Here is a 17,316-nt window from a genome sequence, read left to right as displayed (position 1 = left end):
CACAGCACACCGACCCGAAAGGGGGCCCGCCATGGGCCTGTTCACCCGCTCCAGCAACTCCAGCTCCAGCAACGCCGGATCCGACGGCGCGGCGTTCGCCGCTGGCCTGTCCGGCGGCATCACCGGCAACAGCCCCCGGGCCGTGCGCCGGGCCGCCAATCAGCAGAGTGCCAACGAGGCTGCCCAGGACGCCCAGTTCCGCCAGGACTGCCGGGACGAGGACGACGGCCTGCTCTGACAACGCCCCGGGACGGCCGCTCAGCTTGCCGGCACGACGGCCGTCCCGGGCCCCTTGCACCCACCAGATTCTGTGAGGAAGGAACACCAGTGAACCAGCCCCACAGCACCACCGACACCGCCCCGGGCGGTGTCGTCGTCGACCTGGACAAGGCCCGCGCCGCCCGCACCACGACCCCTGACCCCGAACCGCCAGTCGCCGCCTCAACTCCCCTGCCGTTGCAGGGCGTTGTCCTGCCCAACCCGCGCCACGGGGACCGGCCGCCGGTGTGGACGCGGGGCCGCAACGCGGTGCGCGTTCTGCTGGCCGACGAGCGCACCCGCAACGGTGCCCGCTTCGCGGTGCGGCACGGAGCGTTCGTGTTCGCCGGGGGCGCGATCGCCGCCCGGCGTGCGTGGGACGGGCGGACCCTGTCGCGGTACGAGCGGATGATGCGCACCGCCGAGGCGCAGGGCATGCACGAGCAGGCGCTTGAGTGGGAGGTTCGGGCGGCGGCGTTCCGCAGTGCCCGCCACCAGCGCCGGATGGATCTGCTGAAGGCCCCTCAGCACGTCGCCAAGGGCGCCGCGATCGGCGCGGGCACGGCCCTGGGTGGGCTGTTGCTGCTGGGGGTGGTGCTGGCGATCGCGGAGAAGGACCTCGCGCTGGTCGTGGCGCCGACGATGACGGTGATAGAGCTGATCCGCTGGATCGTGGTGTTCGTCAGCATCGTGTGGGGCCCGCTGGTCACCGTGGCGCCGTGGCTGGCGTTGCTGGCCTTGTGGTCGGTGGGGCGCAAGCGCCAGGCCGCCCCCGCCTGGACCCTGCCGGCCGCAGCCGTCAGCACGGTTGGCGCGCCCATCACCCCCTCGATCGTGGTAACTGCTCTGCGGGACCTTGGTATTGCTCCGATGCGGGCGGCCATCAAGGACATGGGTGACGCGGGGGCGGGGATGCTCGGGCCGATCCGCATCGCCGGATGCGGCGTCGAGGTCGACGTGACCTTGCCGTCGGGGGTGTCGACGGAGGAGGTGCAGAAGCGCCGCCGCAAGCTGGCGGAGAACCTGTCCCGGCACGAGCACGAGGTGTTCATCAGCATTCCGCAGGCCGCGCGGACGGTGCGGTTGTGGATCGCCGACTCGGGTGCGCTGGACGAGCCGATCGGCCCGTCCCCGCTGGTCACCGACGCGGACATGAGTGCCGACCTGTACACCGGCCGCGCCCCCTGGGGCCAGGACTTGCGCGGGGACGCCGCCCTGTTGAGCCTGCTTCAGCGGCACCTGCTGATCACGGGCCTGTCGAACCAGGGCAAGACCGCCTCGCTGCGGGCCCTGGCGCTGTGGCTGGCGCTGGACACGTCGGTGGAGTTCCGGCTCGCCGACCTCAAGGGCGTGGGTGACTGGCGCGTCTTCGACGGCCTGGCGACCGTCCTGATCCAGGGCCCCACCGATGAGCACGTGATCGAGGCAACTCACATGCTGGAGGCGGCCGTTCGGGAGATGGAACAGCGGCTCGTGCTGCTGGAGCAGTCCGGCGCCACCGACGGTGTGACGCGGGAGATGGCGCGCAACGACCCGAGGTTCCACCCGATCGTGCTGCTGGTGGACGAGGCGCAGGTGGCGTTCATGTGCCCGGTCGTCGGCGACGACAAGCGCCCGTACGGCGGGACCAAGGCCACCAGCCGGTACTTCATGGCAGCCCGCAAGATTCACAACCAGGGCCGTGCCGTGAACGTCGTGCTGTGGCAGGGCACCCAGGACCCGACCGACCAGAACCTGCCCAAGCTGGTCCGCGAGGGCGCGCACATCCGGGCGTCCCTCGTGCTCGGCAGCGAGGAGCAGGCCCGCATGGCGCTGGGCGACAAGGCCGTCAACGGCGGCGCCGCCCCGCACAAGCTCCGCATGGGCCTCGACAAGGGCACCGTCGTCGTCGCCGGTGACGGGGTGAAGCTCGCCCCGGGGCAGTCGTCCATCACCATCCGCACGCACTTCATCTCCGGCGAGGACGCCATCGTGATCGGCGACCGCGCCAAGGCCCTGCGCGCTGGCGTCACCACGCTGCACTCGGCCGAGCCGGTGGAGCAGGCGGACCTGCTCGCCGACGTCGCCACCGCTCTGGGCGACGCTCCCCGGGTGCGGACGCAGGAGGTGTTGCAGCGGCTCGCCGCGCTCAACCCGGGCGAGTACCGGGAGTGGACGTTCGGCGACCTCAAGCAGGTGCTGGAGGCGGCCGGAGCGGCGCCGTACAAGTCCGACGGACAGATGGTCGTCGGCCGGGACCGGGTCCTCGCGGCGCTCTCCGAGCGGGACCAGGACACCGACGATAGTCACGAAGCGTAAAGGGAGGTGCCAGGGAGGCAGGGAGTTCTCCCTCCCCACCTCCCTGACGCCCCGCACATGGCCTGATCAGCGGCGATATGCGCAGATCAGAGCCTCAGGGAGGCAGGGAAGCACTCCCGCAGGGCCCTCGTGGAGGCTCCTGGACGCCTGTTCGCCCGGCGCCCTGCCTCCCTCCCTCTCACTCGCAGCAACCGCTCTGCCGCCCGGAGGGACTCCCCGCCATGCCCGCAGCACCGGCCATCCGGCCGCTCGCCGCCGTCCACCTGCGCGAGGCCCTGACCGCCGCCGCAGATGGCCACGCCCCCGCCGCTCTGGCCGCGCTCATGCACATCGACCCCGAGTCCTGGCAGGCCCTCGAACACCGCCTGAACGCGCTCGGCACCACCGTCCTGGACTCTCTCGCGCTCGCCGCCCGAACCGGAGGAACCCCGTGAGCACCACCGCCGACCTGGTGACCGCCGCCGTGCTGTTCGGCCCCGGAACCGCCCTGGCCGCCGCCGTCCTGCCCTCGATCCGACGCAGCCGCATCGACTCCGCCGCCGTCCACCTGGTCCTCGCCGAGAGCGCCGCCGCCCGCGCCGCCGCCGCACTGGAGCAGGACGGCCCCACCCCGCCCACCGATCGCGAACCCGCCCCCGAGACCGCGCCGGCACCGACCGCGCGGCTCGCCACCGTGCTGCCCTTCCCCGCCGCTCGCCGTGCTGCCTGACCGGAGGAGTTCGACCGTGCCCGATAACAAGAAGGACCCCCGCTCGATCCTCGACCCCGAGCTGATGGGCGCCGACACCATCGGCGGCAGCGTCCGCGTGTTCCTGCTCTGCGCCCGCGCCGCGCGGGCCGAAAGCCGCGGTAAGCCCACCGCGAAGTTCGAGGCCCGGATCGACCGCATCCAGGAAGACGCCCGCAAGCGCTGGAACGCACCGAACGACGGCTGACCGTGGGCCGGTCGCTCGACTGGCGCGACGCCCGGCACTTCGACCGGACCGGCGACAAGCCCTGTCGCTGGTGCGGCAGACCCACCCCTCTTCGCGACGACCAGCGCCAGCCATCGCACAAGGTCTGCGCCGAGAACTCGACGAACGACGGCGGCGGCCCCCTTCCGCCAAGAACCGGGGCCGCCGCCAATCCAGCACGCTCGAAGAGAACTGGAGACACCCAGCATGACCGATCCGACCCTCATCCGGGGAGAGCACCTGTCCGCTGCTCTCGCCCTGGCGGCTTCCGGTGTGCCCGTGCTGCCGCTGCGAGCCGGGAAGGTGCCGTTCGGCAACTGCCGCCCCTGCACCGGCAACACGTGCGGCGGCCGGCCGAACATGAAGACCCCCGGCCCCTGCACCTGCCTTGCGCCCTGCCACGGCTGGGCCGCCGCCACCACCGACTCCAACATCCTCAACTCCCGGGAATGGGAGCGGGCGTGGCTCGGCGCGGCCGGGGTGGCCTACCACCCCGGCCGCGCCGGGCTGACCGTGGTGGACCTCGACAACGAGGACGCCATCGCCTGGGCTCGGGCCGCCCTGCCCGGCACCCGGATCGTGCGGACCACTCGGGGTGAGCACTGGCTCTACCGGGGCGCGATGCAGTCAGCCAACGCGGTGCGGCCCGGCATCGACGTCAAGTCGCTGATGTCCTACGCCCGTTGGGTCGGCCCCGGAGCAGGCGCCATCGCCGCGCTGCCCGACACCGTCCGGGCCCTGATCGTGCGCGAGCCCACCCCGGCCCGGCATGTGGCCGTTTCCGTGCCGGCCGGGGGCGGGCGGTGCCCGCACCGCACACCGGCTTACCTGGAGCGCGGCATCACCATGGCGGAGCAGCGCATCACCGAGGCGGCCAGTGCGGTGCACGCGACCGTGTTCGGGGCGTTCCTGGCCGTGCTGGCCACGCACGGCCGGTGCGGGTGCCTCACCGACGCGCACACGGCGCGGCTGTTCGCCGCCGCGCAGGCCAAGGGCGAATCGCCCCGGCACTGCGCCGACGCGTGGACCAACGCCCTCAGCCGGTTGGGGATGTAGCCGTGGCGGAGGAGGAGAAGACCCCGGCACGCGAGATCATCACCGACTACGCGCAGGCCCACTTCCGGTACTTCCGCACCGCCGACGGCACCGTCTACGCGCAGAAGGTGGGCCATCCGGTGGCGCGTCCGATCCGCTCCCAGGGCACCACCGGCAGCCACCGCCAGGAACTGATGGTCGGTCTGTTCCGCGACGGGCTCGGGGTGTTCAACGGGACCGCGCTCAAGGAGGCGCTGGACCTGATCGAGGCGCTCGCCCTGACGGAGGAGGTGCAGCCCGTCCACATCCGCGTCGCCCCCGGCTTCGACGGGGCAACGTGGCTGGACCTGGGCCGCTCCGACGGGCTCTCGGTGCGCATCCACCCCACCGGATGGGACACCGTCGTACCCGACCCGCGTGAGGTGTGCTGGCGCCGCACCCAGCTCACCGGAGAGCTGCCGGTGCCGGTCAAGGACACCGACGGCAAGGGCATCGACCTGCTGATGCGGCTGTGCAACTTCGCCAACGCCCAGACCGAATGCCTGGCCATCGCCTGGCTGATCGGCTGCCTCGGGCCGTCCGTGCCCGTTCCGGCACCGTTCCTGACCGGGCCGCAGGGCGCTGGCAAGTCCTCCGGCGGCCGAATGCTGGTGAGGATCATCGAAGGCATGAGCGGTGACCTGCGCCGGGCCCCGAAGGACGAGGAGAACCTCATCGCCGCCGTCGCGGCCGGATGGGTCACCGCCCTCGACAACCTCTCCCACATGACGCCCGACCTCTCCGACGCGATGTGCTGCATCGTCACCGGCGCCGAGAGCGTCAAGCGCGCCCTGTTCACCGACGGCGACGTGGTCCGGGCCAGCTACCGCCGGCCGCTGCTGCTGACCGGCATCGACGTCGGCGTCATCCGACCCGACCTCGCCGAGCGGCTGCTGCCGCTGCGGCTGGAGCGGCCCAGGGTCCGGGTCACCGAAGCGGCACTGTGGGCGGACTACGAAGAGGCCCTGCCCGTCGTGCTCGGGTCGCTGCTCGACCTGACCGTCAAGGTCCGGGCCGCGCAGGCGGAGACGCCGACCGATCTGCGGATGGCGGACTTCGCGCACCTGTGCGCGCAACTCGACGCCGCGACCGGCCTGGGGGTGCTGGCGGCGTACCGGGCCAGCCTGGACGACCTGAACGACGACGTGATCGAGGGCGACCTCCTCGCGCAGACCGTCCTGCGGCACGCCGAGACCATCGCCCCGGGCGCGGCGCAGCGCCAGACCTCGACCGAGTGGCTGACCTGCCTCAGCCGCCTCTACAGCGAACCCGACCTGCGGCCCCTGCCCAAGGGCTGGCCGACCACCGGCAAGGTCCTCTCCGACCGCCTCAAGCGCCTTCAACCCACCCTCGCGGCCCGAGGCGTGCTCGTGGACTCGGGCCGCACCTGCGAAGGCCGGTATCTGGAGATGGGCCGTCCGGCCGTCACGCCGCCGCACGAGCAGCCCCGGCTGCTCTGACCTCACCACCTGAACAGCAAGAGGAGCACTGGCACGCCTCGCGAGGTGGTGCTCCTCTTGCTGTTCGGCGAAGCCGCCCAAGGGTCGTGCCGCGAAGCGGCTCCTCCTTTCGCTCTGAGGGAGTGCCGAACTACAACAACCACCCCTCTTTTTTCCTAAGTAGGAAGACGCTGCGACATGTGCGTCATTCGGACCGAAAACCGGCCCCTGACCTGCGCAGACAGCCATGACGCAGACGACGGCCGCTGCGTCATCCTGCGTCATCTGCGACATGCGATGACGCAGCCCATGACACACCCATGACGCACCCTCCTGACGCTGCGTCACACAGAACCCCAGGTCACAGGCCCAAATGACGCTGATGACGCAATGACGCAGAAATCCCAGCCTCGGACAGGCGCGCCCGCCTGGCCGTCGCGCCCATTCCGCCACACCCGAACCGCTCATCGGAGGATCTGCATGGCAAAGCGTGAACTGCTCAAGCTCTCCGCCGTCCTGGAAGAGATCAACATGAGCCGCGCCGCCTTTTACCGGATGCGTGCCCGAGGCCAGGGGCCGCGCCTGATCAAGCTCCCCAACGCTCAGCTCCGCGTGGACCGCGCCGACCTCGACAGCTGGCTGGCTGCTTGCCAGATCGCTGCCTGACGACCCACCGCCAACGGGGCCCGGCAAGTTCGCCGGGCCCCTCATCCGTACGGAGCTGAATTGCTGACCTTCGAGGTGTACATCTATGCCATTCGTGATCTCAAGCGCGGACGTAAGCCGCACCAACTCCGGTGGCGCGTAGGCCTGAACCCGCACTCCCGAACGTTCGCCACGAAGACCCTGGCGGACGGTCGGCGGGCCCAGCTGATGACCGCGATCCAGAAGGGCGAGCAGTTCGACACGGACAGCGGTCTGCCGGTATCCGAACTCCGGAAGCGCGACCAGGTCACGTGGTTCGAGCACGCGAAGGAGTACGCGGAGAAGAAGTGGGCCCGAGCGTCCGCCAAGAGCCGATCGGCACGTGCGGACGCTCTTGCCACCATCACTCCCGCGCTGGTCACCGACCGCCGTGGTGCGCCTGATCACCGCGTTCTCCGTCAGGCTCTGTCGTGCTGGGCGTTCAACTTCTCGCCGCAGCAGCCGGAACCGCCCGCAGAGGTCACCGCTGCGCTCGCGTGGCTGGCCAAGAAGTCCATCGGGATTGGGGAGTTGGAGGATTCCGAGGTGGTACGCACCGCCCTTGAAGCCCTGTCCCGTCTCCTGAACGGCGAGGTCGCGGCGGACAACACGATCACCCGCAAGCGCATGGTGTTCAACAACGCCTTGCGGTACGCGGTTGAGCGCCGCAGGCTGCCGGCCAACCCGCTCCAGTTCGTGGACTGGGATGCGCCGGAGACAGACGATGAGATCGACTGGCGGTGGGTCCCGGGGCCGGAGCAGGGGCACGCCCTGATCGAGGCTGCTGGCACTGTCTCGCGGCGCGGAAGCCACCTGCGGGCGTTCTACGGCTGCATGCTCTATGCGGCTACTCGGCCGGCCGAGGCGATGGACATTCGGATCACGGACTGCACCCTGCCGGAGACCGGGTGGGGGCGCATCGTGCTGGCCGGTAGCTCCCCACGGGTCGGCTCACGGTGGACAGATGACGGACAGTCACACGAGGAGCGCGGCCTCAAGCGTCGGGCCCGCAGCGCCACGCGCGACGTGCCCATTCCGCCGGTTCTGGTGCAGATCCTCCGCGAGCACATCGAGCGGTTCGGCGTCGCGTCCGATGGCCGACTGTTCCGGGCGACCGAGGGCGGGCGACTTCTCACGAAGGAGTACGCCGCGCTCTGGAAGGTAGCCCGGCCGTTCGTCCTGACACCCCATGAGGTGGAGACGCCGCTCGCGGACGTGCCCTACGAGCTGCGGCACACGGCCGTGTCCGGCTGGCTGGTGGCCGGCGTCGATCCGGTGGAGGTGGCGCGGCGCGCTGGGCACAGCGTGGCGGTGCTCTACCGCTTCTACGCCAAGATCCTGAACAACCGTCAGGATCACTCCAACGCCCTGATCGAGCGGTTCCTGAACGGTCAGGACATGCAGGAGTAGGCCGTCAGCACCCCGGGACGGCGTTCCACAGATGTTCCACACGGGCTGGATCCGCGCGGGATATCGGCGACGCGCGGTGAGACAACATGCCAAAGGGCGGGTATCGGCTGCTCGCCGATACCCGCCCTGAGCTGGAGTTTCCTCCACCAGCGGAGAGTGTGGGATTTGAACCCACGGTGACGGGTTACGCCACGACAGTTTTCAAGACTGGTCCCTTAGGCCGCTCGGGCAACTCTCCAGGCGGAGGTCAGCCTAACGGGTCCGGTGGGGTTCCGTGCACACCCTTTTGCCAGGGCGGTCACCGGTGCTGTCAGTTGTCGCCCTTGCGTTCGCCGAGGGTGACGGTGGTCTTGGCGGCCTTGCCGTCGCGGGTGTACTCGACCTCGACCTTGTCGCCGGGCTTGTAGGTCCAGATCTCGCTGACCAGGGTGGGGCCGCTGTCGATGACGTGGCCGCCGAGCTTGGTGATCACGTCACCGGCCTTGAGGCCGGCCTGGTCGGCGGGGCCGCCCGGGGTGACGGCGGGGGTCTCGCCGACGGCGGAGCCGCGGATCTGCGCGCCGTCGCCCTTGAACTCGTCGTTGCGCAGCACGCCGAGGATCGCGTAGACCGGCGTGCCGCCCTTGATCAGATCGCCCGCGACCCGCTTGGCCTGGTTGATCGGGATCGCGAAGCCGAGGCCGATCGAGCCGGCCCGGCTGTTGCCGCTGCTGGTGTTGGACTGGATCGCCGAGTTGATGCCGATCACGGCGCCCGCGGCGTCCAGCAGCGGCCCGCCGGAGTTGCCCGGGTTGATCGACGCGTCGGTCTGCAGCGCGTTCATGTAGGAGGCCTGGGCGCCGGTCTCGTCGCCGGAGGCCACCGGGCGGTCCTTGGCGCTGATGATGCCGGTGGTGACGGTGCCTTCCAGGCCGTACGGGGCGCCGATCGCGATGGTGGCGTCGCCGACCGCGACCTTGTCGGAGTCACCGAGCGGGAGCGGGACGAGCTTGTCCTTGGGCGGGCTGTCCAGCTTGATCACGGCCACGTCGTAGCCCTGCGCCCGGCCGACCACCGAGGCCGGGTAGGACGAACCGTCGGAGAACTTGACGGTCAGCTTGCCGCCGCTGGCCGCCGGGGCGACCACGTGGTTGTTGGTGAGGATGTGGCCCTCGGTGTCGAAGACGAACCCGGTGCCGGTGCCGGACTCCTGCGAGCCCTGCGCCTTGATGGTGACCACGCTCGGCAGCGCCTTGCCGGCGATGCCCGCGACCGACTCCGGCGGACGGTTGACCGCCTGCTTGTTCTCGCTGGCCTGGACGGTGGTGCTGGTGCCGCGGCCTGACGAGGAGTTGGATCCGCCGTCCCGGTCGGTCACCGAGACGCCGATCGCGCCGCCGGCCAGACCGGCCACCAAGGCGACGGCCGCGACCAGCGCGATCAGTCCGCCGCGCTTGCGACCGGGCGCCGGGTTCGCACCCGGGTACTGGGGGAAGCCGGGGCCGCCCGGGCCGTCGATGCCCCCGGGCGGGGTGGCCCAGCTGCCGAGCGGCGTACCCGCGCCGAACGGGTGGTGCGGCGGCTCGGCGGCCGGCGGGGCCACCTGCACCGGCGGCAGCTCGGCCGCGGCGACCGGCGGCAGCTCGGCGGCCGGAGCGGGCGGGGCGGCCGGAGCCGCGTACGGGTTGCCGGCCGGGGCCGGGGCCGGCGGCGGCGCGTCCAGGTAGGACGGGGCGGGCGGGGCGGCCGGAGCCGGGGCGGGCGGCAGCACCGGCGGGGGCGCGTCCAGATAGGACGGGGCGGCCGGCGGAGTCACCTTGCCGAACGCCAGCGTCGGCTCGGCGACCTGGCCCGCGGAGGTGCGCTGCTCCTCGGGCCCGGTGGACCCTCCACCAGCCTCCGGCTGGGTGGAACCACTCGCGTGCTCGGTGCTCACGGACGACCTCCATAGCTGACAGGACCTTGGTCCACAGTTTTTCGCATTGCTGATTCGGTTGTCGTATGGGGCCCGGTGAAGAACTCTTAAGAATCCTTACCTGTTCCCGACACGGCCCCCGGGGGGTCCGCTTCGTCCCGCGATCCGGACGGCCACCCGCTCGCCTTGGTGTTCGGCGGCCCGGCGGCTAGCCTGGCGCTCCAAACTGACACGCGGGAGCTTGGACCGTCCAGGCTGAGAGTGCGCGGAACGACCGTACGCCATGCAGCTGCTGGCCTACGGCGAGGGAGCGCAGACCGCTCGAACCTGTCCGGGTAATGCCGGCGTAGGGAGCTTCGGCCATGACGGCTGTTTCGCCTGCCCCTGTCCAGGAACCGACCGCGACCGCGCGCGCCGAGGCGCCGCTCGTGCTGGACACCGCACCTCCTCGCACCCTCGACTTCCGGGCGCTGTTCTCGCTCTGGGCCAACCTCGGGGTCAGCCTGATCGGCTTCACCAGCGCGGCCACCGTGATCGGCGCCAAGGGCGCGGAGCTCTCGCTGGCCGCCGCGATCACCGCCACCGTGGTGGGCACCGTGATCGGCACCGCGATGCTCGGGGTGACCGCCCTGATCGGTGCCCGGACGGGCGCACCGGCCATGGCCGTGCTGCGCGGCCTGTTCGGCACCAAGCTCTCCTACGTCCCCACCGTGCTGAACATCGTGCAGTGCATCGGTTGGGGTGTGTACGAGCTGCTGGTGATCACGATGGGCGCCCAGGCGGTCACCGGCACCCAGGGCTGGCACTGGCTGTTCGTGCTGCTGGGCGGTGCGCTGACCACCACGCTGACCATCTGGCCGCTCGGCTCGATCGGGGTGCTGCGCAAGTACGTCACGATCGCCGTCGGCATCGCGATGGTCTACCTCACCGTCCAGCTGGTCCGGCAGGGCGTGCCGAACCCGGGTGCGGGCAACTGGAGCGGCTTCCTCTCCGCCACCGACGTGATGATCGCGATGTCGATCTCCTTCGTACCGCTGGCCGCCGACTACACCCGGCACGCCCGCGCCGCCGGGACCGCGTTCTGGGCCACCCTCTCCGGCTACACGCTGGCCCAGGTCTGGTGCTACCTGCTGGGTGCGGTGGCGCTGCTGCAGTCCGACGGCGACCCGAACCTGATCTTCTCCTCCTTCACCGGGGTGGCCGCGGGCTGGGCCTTCCTGCTGGTACTGGTGGTCCGGGAGACCGACCAGTCCTTCGCCAACGTGTACTCGACCGCGATGTCGATCCAGAACCTGCTGCCGAAGGTCGACCGCCGGCTGCTGACCGGCGGGATCGGTGCGCTGGTGACCGGGCTGGCGCTGTGCATCGACGAGTTCGCCGCGTCGTACTCCGCCTTCCTGTTCCTGATCGGCTCGGTCTTCGTGCCGATGTTCGCGGTGCTGGCGGCCGACTACTTCCTCGGCTCGGGCCGGCGCGGCTGGAACCTGGCCGAGGACGCCCCGGCCCGCTGGCTGATGCTGCTGCCGTGGGCGCTCGGCTTCGCCACCTACCAGTTCATCGCCCCGACCGCGATCGACGGCTGGCGCGGCTTCTGGCTGGACCTGCAGTCGAAGGTCGGCTTCGAGGCGCAGCCCTGGACCTCGGCCTCGCTGCTGAGCTTCCTGGTCGCGGCGCTGGCCACCCTGGCGGTGCAGCGCCGGAAGTGACGCGTCGGCCGCCGCAGCGGGAACTTCACCCGGAGTTTCCCGTGGCGGCGGCCACCGGTCGTCCGGCGCCTCGTAGGGTTACCGGTGTGGATACCCGGAACCAGCCGTTGACCAGCCAGGACGCCGCGGACCGCGGTGCCGTCCAGGTGATCGCGCACCGCGGCTCCTCGGCCGCCCGCGCCGAGCACACCCTCGCGGCGTACGCGCTCGCCGTGGCGGAGGGCGCCGACGGCCTGGAGGCCGACGTCCGGCTGACCGCCGACGGGCAGCTGGTCTGTGTGCACGACCGGACGGTCCGCCGGACCTCGGACGGCCGGGGCGCGGTCTCCGCCCTGACGCTGGCTCAGCTGAACGCCTTCGACTTCGGCTCCTGGAAGGACCCGGCGGCGCCCGAGCCCAGCCCGGTGCTGACGCTGGCCCAGCTGCTCGAACTGGTCGCGGACGCCGGTCGGCGGGTGGAGCTGGCGATCGAGACCAAACACCCGACCCGGTACGCGGGGCGCACCGAGGCCGAACTGCTCCGGCTGCTCTCCCGGTACGGGCTGCTTCCGGACAGTCGGGAGGGGTCAGCGGTGCGCGTGATGAGCTTCTCCGAGCTCTCGCTGCGCCGGATCCGCCGGGCCGCGCCCGCCGTCCCGACGGTCTACCTGTTCGACCGCAGGCTGCCGCTGCTCGGCCGGATCGAGACGCTGCCCGGCGGCGCCCCGATCGCCGGACCCGGCATTGACCTGGTCAGGTCCAACCCCGAGCTGGTGCGCGCGCTGCGGCGGGCCGGGCACTCGGTGCACGTCTGGACCGTGGACGAGGCGGCCGATGTCGAACTCTGTCTGGAACTCGGCGTTTCGGCGATCATCACCAATCGGCCGCGCGCCGTGCTGGCACAACTCGGCCGATAAACGCCCCGCGCGAGGGGCGTGAACTGGCGCGAACTCCGGCGTGAAGTACCGGGAGTGGCCAATTCCGGGCGTTTGGACAACGGTCTGTGAGCAGGCAATCACCATTTGCGTACCGTGAGTTGCGCTGCCCGTTAATGTCCCGCCGCGATCGCCGGATGCCCGTTTCCGACCCATTACCAAGGGGCATCCATCCCTCGGCGAATGCTGAAGGAGGTCCGGGGGTGGCGTTGATGGTGGCACACGAGGTGCCGACTTCATCGACCATGGCGGTGCCGCACGGGCCCGCCGGTGTCGGAGCGGCACGACGCCGACTGCGCCGTGATCTGGGTGACCACGAGGTCGCCGAGACGGTGATCGACGACGCGGTCCTGATCCTGTCCGAGTTGCTCAGCAACTCCTGCCGGTACGCCCGGCCGCTGGGCAGGCTGGCCGACCTGAAGGACGACGCGCCGGCCCCCGTGCCGGCCCCCGTCCTGGTCGGCGTACGGTCCGCCGAGGACGGTGAACCCGGCGGGGTGACGGTCCGCTGGGTGCTGTCCGGGCAGGGGCAGCTGGTCCTGGAGGTGACCGACGGCGGTGCGGTGACCAGGCCGACGCCGGCCCGGCCCTCGCTCACCTCGCGCGGCGGCCGCGGGCTGACCATCGTCGGCCGGCTGGCGGACGACTGGGGCGTCCGGGACGCACCGGGGCAGGTGACGGTCTGGGCCGAGCTCCCGTTGCGGGCGGAGCACGGCGCGCGGAGCGCCTGACCGACAACCGCGGACGACACTCGGACGGGCGTCGGTCGGCCGGACCTGACCGGTCCGCCGGGAAAGCTCAGTAGGCTGCCCGGGCAAGCACGTCGCCGTACCGGGAGAGCCGCACCATGGCCAAGAAGGCCGCGAAGAAGTCGCCGCAGAACCGTCCGTCCACCGTCGTGACCTCGGGCGAGATCCCCGTGGTCGGGGCCCGCGAGGACTGCCCGTGCGGTTCCGGCCGCCGGTACAAGGCCTGCCACGGGCGCGAGGCCGCGCACGCGGTCCAGGAGCTGGTCCACCGCCCGTTCGAGGGGCTGCCCGGCGAGGCCGACTGGGTCGCGCTGCGCGAGCTGGTCCCCGCCGCCACCGTCCCGCTCACCCTGGCCAAGGGCGTGGCCGACGGCGCCACCGGTCCGGTGCCCTCGGTGACGCTGGCCACCGTGCTGCCGCTGGCCTGGCCCGCGCTGCGCCGCCCGGACGGCTCGATCCTGCTCGGTCTGCAGACCCAGTCCGCCTCCGGCGACCTGAGCCGCGACCTCGGCGACGCCCTGGAGCTGGCCCTGACCACCGAGCCGGGCAGCCCCGTGCCCGCCCGCCGGACCGTCCCCGGTGGCCGCCGCCTGCAGGAACTGCTCGACCTGGACGCCGAGTTCGCCCCGGCCGTGCACACCGGCTTCGAGTTCTGGCTGGAGGACGCGGAGACCGCCACCGGTGACGTGGCCGCCTCGCTGGAGCGGGCCAACGCCTCCGCCATCCCGACCGAGAAGCTCAGCAGCGTGCCGTCCTCGTACTGGTGCGCCGCGCCGGACAAGAACCACCTGCGCTGGGTCATGACGGTGCCGGAGGAGCAGCTCCTGGACGCGCTGGCCAAGCTGACCGCCGCCGAGCAGTCCTCGCTCGGCGCGGACACCCGGCTGGTCGGCTCGTTCCGCGCGCACGGTCTGACCGTGCCGGTCTGGGACCTGCCGCAGAGCATGACCGCCGCCGACTGCGAGGCGCCCGCCGCCGAGTTCGCCGAGCGACTGGCCGCCACGCTCAAGGACGAGACCCCGCTCACCGCCGAGGAGCGCCGGGCCCGGGCCCACCTGGTGAGCCGTCAGGTGACGCTCAACTGAGGCTCTTCCCGGAGCCCTTGGCCCGAAAAGTGACTCGCGTCACATTTTCGGACCGGAAGGAAAACTGCCAGGTGACAGAGTGTGCGGACAAATTGGCGCGCACGCGGATCTTTGTTACCATTTAAACAGTCCGGTCGCTGGTGCATCCCCCGTCGCCAGCGGCCGGATCTTCTTTTTCCGTACGGGAATTGAGCGCTCGCCGTGGTTCAGCCGGCCAACCTGCTCCCGTCCGCCGCCACCGAACTCGCCGCGATCAGCGCACCCAGCAGACCGCCCACCTCGGGCAGCCACGGCCGCCCGCCGACCGGCGGCCTGACCCAGCGCACCCCGCCCTCCGCCGTCCGGCTGGGCGGCAGCAGCAGGTAGCCGTCCGGTCCGTGATAGCGCATCACCCCAGGCACCCACGGCTGCTCGGCCAGCAGCTCCCCCAACTCGGCCAGTGTGTACGGCGCCACCAGCAGCACGTACCGGTCCTGGGCCAGCAGCACCGGGCCGACCGGCACGTCCAGCACCTCCAGGTACTCCAGCGCCCTGGCCCCCGCGTCGGCCGGCAGGCTCACCGCGCTGACCGTCCGCCCGGTGGCCACCAGCACCGACGCGTCCGGCGAGCGCTCGGCCCACCACCAGCCCACCATCCGGGCGTCGGTGGTGGCGGCGGGCAGCGGCGGCTGGTGCGGATGGGCGCCGGGGGCCGGGCAGGCCGGGTCCTCGCAGGAGCAGGGCCCGAGCAGACCCGGCACCGCGTACGCGCCCGGCAGCACCGGCCAGCCGTACCCGGCGGCGGTCCGGGCCGCCGCCAGCAGGGCCGCCCTGACCCGGCGCCGGCTGCCGGGCCAGCGCAGCCAGGGCGACCGGGGGGAGGGGCTGTACCTGCGGTGCGCCTTGCTCCCGGACTTGCTCCGGGCCTTGCTCCGGTTCAGACGGGGACGCGTCCATGGCATCTGCGCTCGTTCCTTTCCGCGACCGTGGGGCTCGGGCAGTCGGACCGTCGACCGCGGCTGCGCCCTGGGTGCGTGGGCGGCACCGGTGCGGACGGAGGGGCGGGAGTGACCTGAACGACAGGGAGGGGCTGGGGGCCTGGAGCGGACGGCCTCCGGAACGAGAATCCCGCATGCGACCAGATGGACGCCCGTCGGAGACGGTTGGTTCCACCGTAAGGGTGAGTGAGCTCCGGCCCGGCCGGGCGGCGACTCCCCGAACCATACGATCCGGACGGCCGACTGACGGAGCGTCGGGACACCGACGTGCTCCCGGAGCGGCGGATCCGCCCCGTCCGGGCGCTGCGGAACCCGCCGACCGACCTTGTCCTGATTCTGGACATGCCCCGATCGGCCTGTGTACAAGTGGTGGATTAATGCCGAGTAGTGACTTAGGAATCGTTTTTGGGCGGTCCTGGTGGTTCTGCGTGACACATACCACTGTGTGGGGAGTTGGGACATGACCGACGCCAAGCCTCTGGCGGCGACCGCCACCGTGCTGCCTGATCTCGGCTTCCTCGCCATCAGCGAGACGGCCGGTCTGCAGGACCGGCTGGCCGGGCAGCTGTCCGACCTGACCGTCCTCCAGGAGCACACCGAACTGCTGGCCCAGGCCCGCGGCCTGGCCGACACCCTGGCGGCCGTACTGGCCTCCGGCGCCGCGCTGCTCGGCGCCCGTCGAGGGCTGATCACCACCACCGCCCGGGGCGCCGGACGCCCGGTCGGCCTCAACCTGGACCGGTCCGAGCTCGGCGCGCTGGAGACCGTCCCGGCCGAGCACGGCCCGTTCTCGGGGCTGCTCAGCCACCCCGCCGAACCCGGCCGGCTGCTGATCGCCGACCTGGCCACCGACCCGGCGGCCGGGCCGAGGTTCCGTCAGGTGGCCGAACAGCTCGGCCTGGGCGCCTGCTACGCCGTACCGCTCGGCACCGACCGGGACGGCCCGCTCGGCGCCGTCGTCTGGTTCTACGACGAGCCCGCCGAGCCGGACCCCGGCCGCCGGCTGCTGGTGCAGCGGTACTGCGAGTTCGCCGCCCCGCTGCTGGCCAAGCAGCTGGTCTCGGACCGGGCCGAGCAGCAGGCCGAGGCGCTCCGCCGGGGCCTGCTGCCCGACCGGCTGCCGGTCTCTCCCGGCCTGCGGCTGGCCGCCCGCTGCGTACCCGCCGCGCTGGAGCGCTCGGCCGGCAGCGACTGGTACGACGCCATCGCGCTGCCCGACGGCACCTTCGGACTGACCGTCGGCAGCGTCTCCGGCGACGGCCCCGGCGCGGGCCCGGCCTCCGCCCCCGGCGCGGCCGCCGCGATGGGCCGGGTCCGGGCCGCGCTGCGGGCGTACGCGGTGCTGGAGGGCGAGGACCCGGTCTCCGTGCTCGGCGACCTGGAGCTGCTGCTCAAGACCACCGAACCGAACCGCTCGGCCACCGCGCTCTACGCCTGGGTGCAGCCCGAGGAGCGCCGGATCACGCTCGCCGGGGCCGGGCACTGCCCGCCGATCCTGGTCACCCGGTACGGCGCCAACTTCGTCGAGACCTCGCTCTCCGCCCCGCTCGGCATGCTCAGCTGCTGGGAGGCCCCGGGCGTGGAGCTGGACGCCGAGCCCGGCGACCTGCTGGTGCTCTACACCGAGGGCCTGGCCCGCCGCTGCGGCACCACCCTGCACGCCGGCCAGAACGCCCTGCGCCGGGCCGCCGCCGACGCCCCGCGCGAGCTGCGGCAGGACCCGGACCGGCTGCTCGGCCACCTGCTGGCCGCCGCCCCGGCCGCCGCCGACGGCTCGGACGACCTGGTGCTGCTGGCGGCCCGGTTCGAGTAGGGGGTGTCTCCCGCTCAGTCGTTCGGTCCGGGGTCCGTACCATGGGGCCTACGGCCGCCCAC

At 72.0% G+C, this 17,316-nt stretch carries 16 protein-coding genes and 1 tRNA gene; 14 read left to right on the top strand and 3 right to left on the bottom strand.

All coding sequences use genetic code 11. The features are described 5' to 3' along the window. The first annotated feature begins 31 nt into the window (after positions 1-31). The 9 genes from F4556_RS18165 to F4556_RS18125 all read left to right on the top strand — a co-directional run bounded on the left by F4556_RS18165 (position 32) and on the right by F4556_RS18125 (position 8,116). A complete protein-coding gene (locus F4556_RS18165) occupies positions 32-238 on the top strand; it encodes a hypothetical protein (protein ID WP_184917042.1) in 207 nt (68 codons plus the stop codon). A 212-nt stretch (positions 239-450) separates the two neighbouring features. Continuing rightward, on the top strand, positions 451-2,556 hold the full coding sequence (locus F4556_RS18160) for an FtsK/SpoIIIE domain-containing protein (protein WP_184924774.1): 2,106 nt from the start codon (positions 451-453) through the stop codon (positions 2,554-2,556). A 221-nt stretch (positions 2,557-2,777) separates the two neighbouring features. Further along, positions 2,778-2,990 carry a hypothetical protein gene (locus F4556_RS18155; RefSeq protein ID WP_184917039.1) on the top strand — a complete coding sequence of 71 codons (213 nt, stop codon included), beginning with the start codon at positions 2,778-2,780 and terminating at the stop codon, positions 2,988-2,990. Next, the gene (locus F4556_RS18150) at positions 2,987-3,265 is read left to right on the top strand and encodes a hypothetical protein (protein WP_184917036.1); all 279 of its coding nucleotides are present in this window, start codon (positions 2,987-2,989) and stop codon (positions 3,263-3,265) included. The genes F4556_RS18155 and F4556_RS18150 overlap by 4 nt, the downstream gene beginning before the upstream one ends. 16 nt (positions 3,266-3,281) lie before the next feature. Then, complete coding sequence (locus F4556_RS18145) at positions 3,282-3,491, top strand: hypothetical protein (RefSeq protein ID WP_184917033.1); 210 nt, start codon at positions 3,282-3,284, stop codon at positions 3,489-3,491. Positions 3,492-3,716: 225 nt separating this feature from the next. Beyond that, on the top strand, positions 3,717-4,565 hold the full coding sequence (locus F4556_RS18140; RefSeq protein ID WP_184917030.1) for a bifunctional DNA primase/polymerase: 849 nt from the start codon (positions 3,717-3,719) through the stop codon (positions 4,563-4,565). A 2-nt stretch (positions 4,566-4,567) separates the two neighbouring features. Then, positions 4,568-6,043 carry an AICE element replication initiation protein gene (locus F4556_RS18135; protein WP_184917026.1) on the top strand — a complete coding sequence of 492 codons (1,476 nt, stop codon included), beginning with the start codon at positions 4,568-4,570 and terminating at the stop codon, positions 6,041-6,043. 459 nt (positions 6,044-6,502) lie between these two features. Continuing rightward, positions 6,503-6,688: a helix-turn-helix transcriptional regulator gene (locus tag F4556_RS18130; RefSeq protein WP_184917023.1), complete on the top strand. Its 186-nt coding sequence runs from the start codon at positions 6,503-6,505 to the stop codon at positions 6,686-6,688. Positions 6,689-6,748: 60 nt separating this feature from the next. Then, on the top strand, positions 6,749-8,116 hold the full coding sequence (locus F4556_RS18125) for a tyrosine-type recombinase/integrase (protein ID WP_184917021.1): 1,368 nt from the start codon (positions 6,749-6,751) through the stop codon (positions 8,114-8,116). Positions 8,117-8,266: 150 nt separating this feature from the next. Here F4556_RS18125 and F4556_RS18120 read toward each other — a convergent pair. Then, a tRNA-Ser gene (locus F4556_RS18120) sits at positions 8,267-8,354 on the bottom strand. 72 nt (positions 8,355-8,426) lie between these two features. Further along, the gene (locus tag F4556_RS18115; protein ID WP_184917017.1) at positions 8,427-10,031 is read right to left on the bottom strand and encodes a S1C family serine protease; all 1,605 of its coding nucleotides are present in this window, start codon (positions 10,029-10,031) and stop codon (positions 8,427-8,429) included. A gap of 341 nt (positions 10,032-10,372) precedes the next feature. On the opposite strand from F4556_RS18115, the gene F4556_RS18110 reads away from it, so the two are divergent. The 4 genes from F4556_RS18110 (at position 10,373) to F4556_RS18095 (ending at position 14,464) form a co-directional block, all read left to right on the top strand. Next, a complete protein-coding gene (locus tag F4556_RS18110; RefSeq protein WP_184917015.1) occupies positions 10,373-11,716 on the top strand; it encodes a purine-cytosine permease family protein in 1,344 nt (447 codons plus the stop codon). An 86-nt stretch (positions 11,717-11,802) separates the two neighbouring features. Next, positions 11,803-12,612, top strand: a complete 810-nt coding sequence (locus F4556_RS18105; RefSeq protein ID WP_313068352.1) for a glycerophosphodiester phosphodiesterase — start codon at positions 11,803-11,805, stop codon at positions 12,610-12,612. Between the two features lie 230 nt (positions 12,613-12,842). Next, positions 12,843-13,361 carry an ATP-binding protein gene (locus F4556_RS18100; RefSeq protein ID WP_184924769.1) on the top strand — a complete coding sequence of 173 codons (519 nt, stop codon included), beginning with the start codon at positions 12,843-12,845 and terminating at the stop codon, positions 13,359-13,361. A gap of 116 nt (positions 13,362-13,477) precedes the next feature. After that, positions 13,478-14,464 (top strand): DUF5926 family protein, encoded by a 987-nt coding sequence (locus F4556_RS18095; RefSeq protein ID WP_184917011.1) that lies wholly within the window; start codon positions 13,478-13,480, stop codon positions 14,462-14,464. 206 nt (positions 14,465-14,670) lie between these two features. On the opposite strand, the gene F4556_RS18090 is transcribed toward F4556_RS18095, so the two are convergent. Further along, on the bottom strand, positions 14,671-15,405 hold the full coding sequence (locus F4556_RS18090) for a bifunctional DNA primase/polymerase (protein WP_246511040.1): 735 nt from the start codon (positions 15,403-15,405) through the stop codon (positions 14,671-14,673). A 496-nt stretch (positions 15,406-15,901) separates the two neighbouring features. Between F4556_RS18090 and F4556_RS18085 the strand changes: the two genes are divergently transcribed. Continuing rightward, positions 15,902-17,254 (top strand): PP2C family protein-serine/threonine phosphatase, encoded by a 1,353-nt coding sequence (locus F4556_RS18085; RefSeq protein ID WP_184917007.1) that lies wholly within the window; start codon positions 15,902-15,904, stop codon positions 17,252-17,254. Positions 17,255-17,316 lie beyond the last annotated feature (62 nt).

It is taken from the genome of Kitasatospora gansuensis, from assembly GCF_014203705.1.
GTDB lineage: Bacteria > Actinomycetota > Actinomycetes > Streptomycetales > Streptomycetaceae > Kitasatospora > Kitasatospora gansuensis.
Note: the sequence above shows the minus strand (reverse complement) of the source record. Positions and strands in the feature narration are given on the sequence as shown.

Bases quoted from the DNA above. Each gene is read 5' to 3' on its own strand.
- F4556_RS18100 (WP_184924769.1), top strand. From the start codon at position 12,843: ATGGTGGCACACGAGGTGCCGACTTCATCGACCATGGCGGTGCCGCAC.
- F4556_RS18085 (WP_184917007.1), top strand. From the start codon at position 15,902: ATGACCGACGCCAAGCCTCTGGCGGCGACCGCCACCGTGCTGCCTGAT.
- F4556_RS18155 (WP_184917039.1), top strand. From the start codon at position 2,778: ATGCCCGCAGCACCGGCCATCCGGCCGCTCGCCGCCGTCCACCTGCGC.
- F4556_RS18130 (WP_184917023.1), top strand. From the start codon at position 6,503: ATGGCAAAGCGTGAACTGCTCAAGCTCTCCGCCGTCCTGGAAGAGATC.
- F4556_RS18140 (WP_184917030.1), top strand. From the start codon at position 3,717: ATGACCGATCCGACCCTCATCCGGGGAGAGCACCTGTCCGCTGCTCTC.
- F4556_RS18165 (WP_184917042.1), top strand. From the start codon at position 32: ATGGGCCTGTTCACCCGCTCCAGCAACTCCAGCTCCAGCAACGCCGGA.
- F4556_RS18090 (WP_246511040.1), bottom strand. From the start codon at position 15,405: ATGCCATGGACGCGTCCCCGTCTGAACCGGAGCAAGGCCCGGAGCAAG.
- F4556_RS18110 (WP_184917015.1), top strand. From the start codon at position 10,373: ATGACGGCTGTTTCGCCTGCCCCTGTCCAGGAACCGACCGCGACCGCG.
- F4556_RS18095 (WP_184917011.1), top strand. From the start codon at position 13,478: ATGGCCAAGAAGGCCGCGAAGAAGTCGCCGCAGAACCGTCCGTCCACC.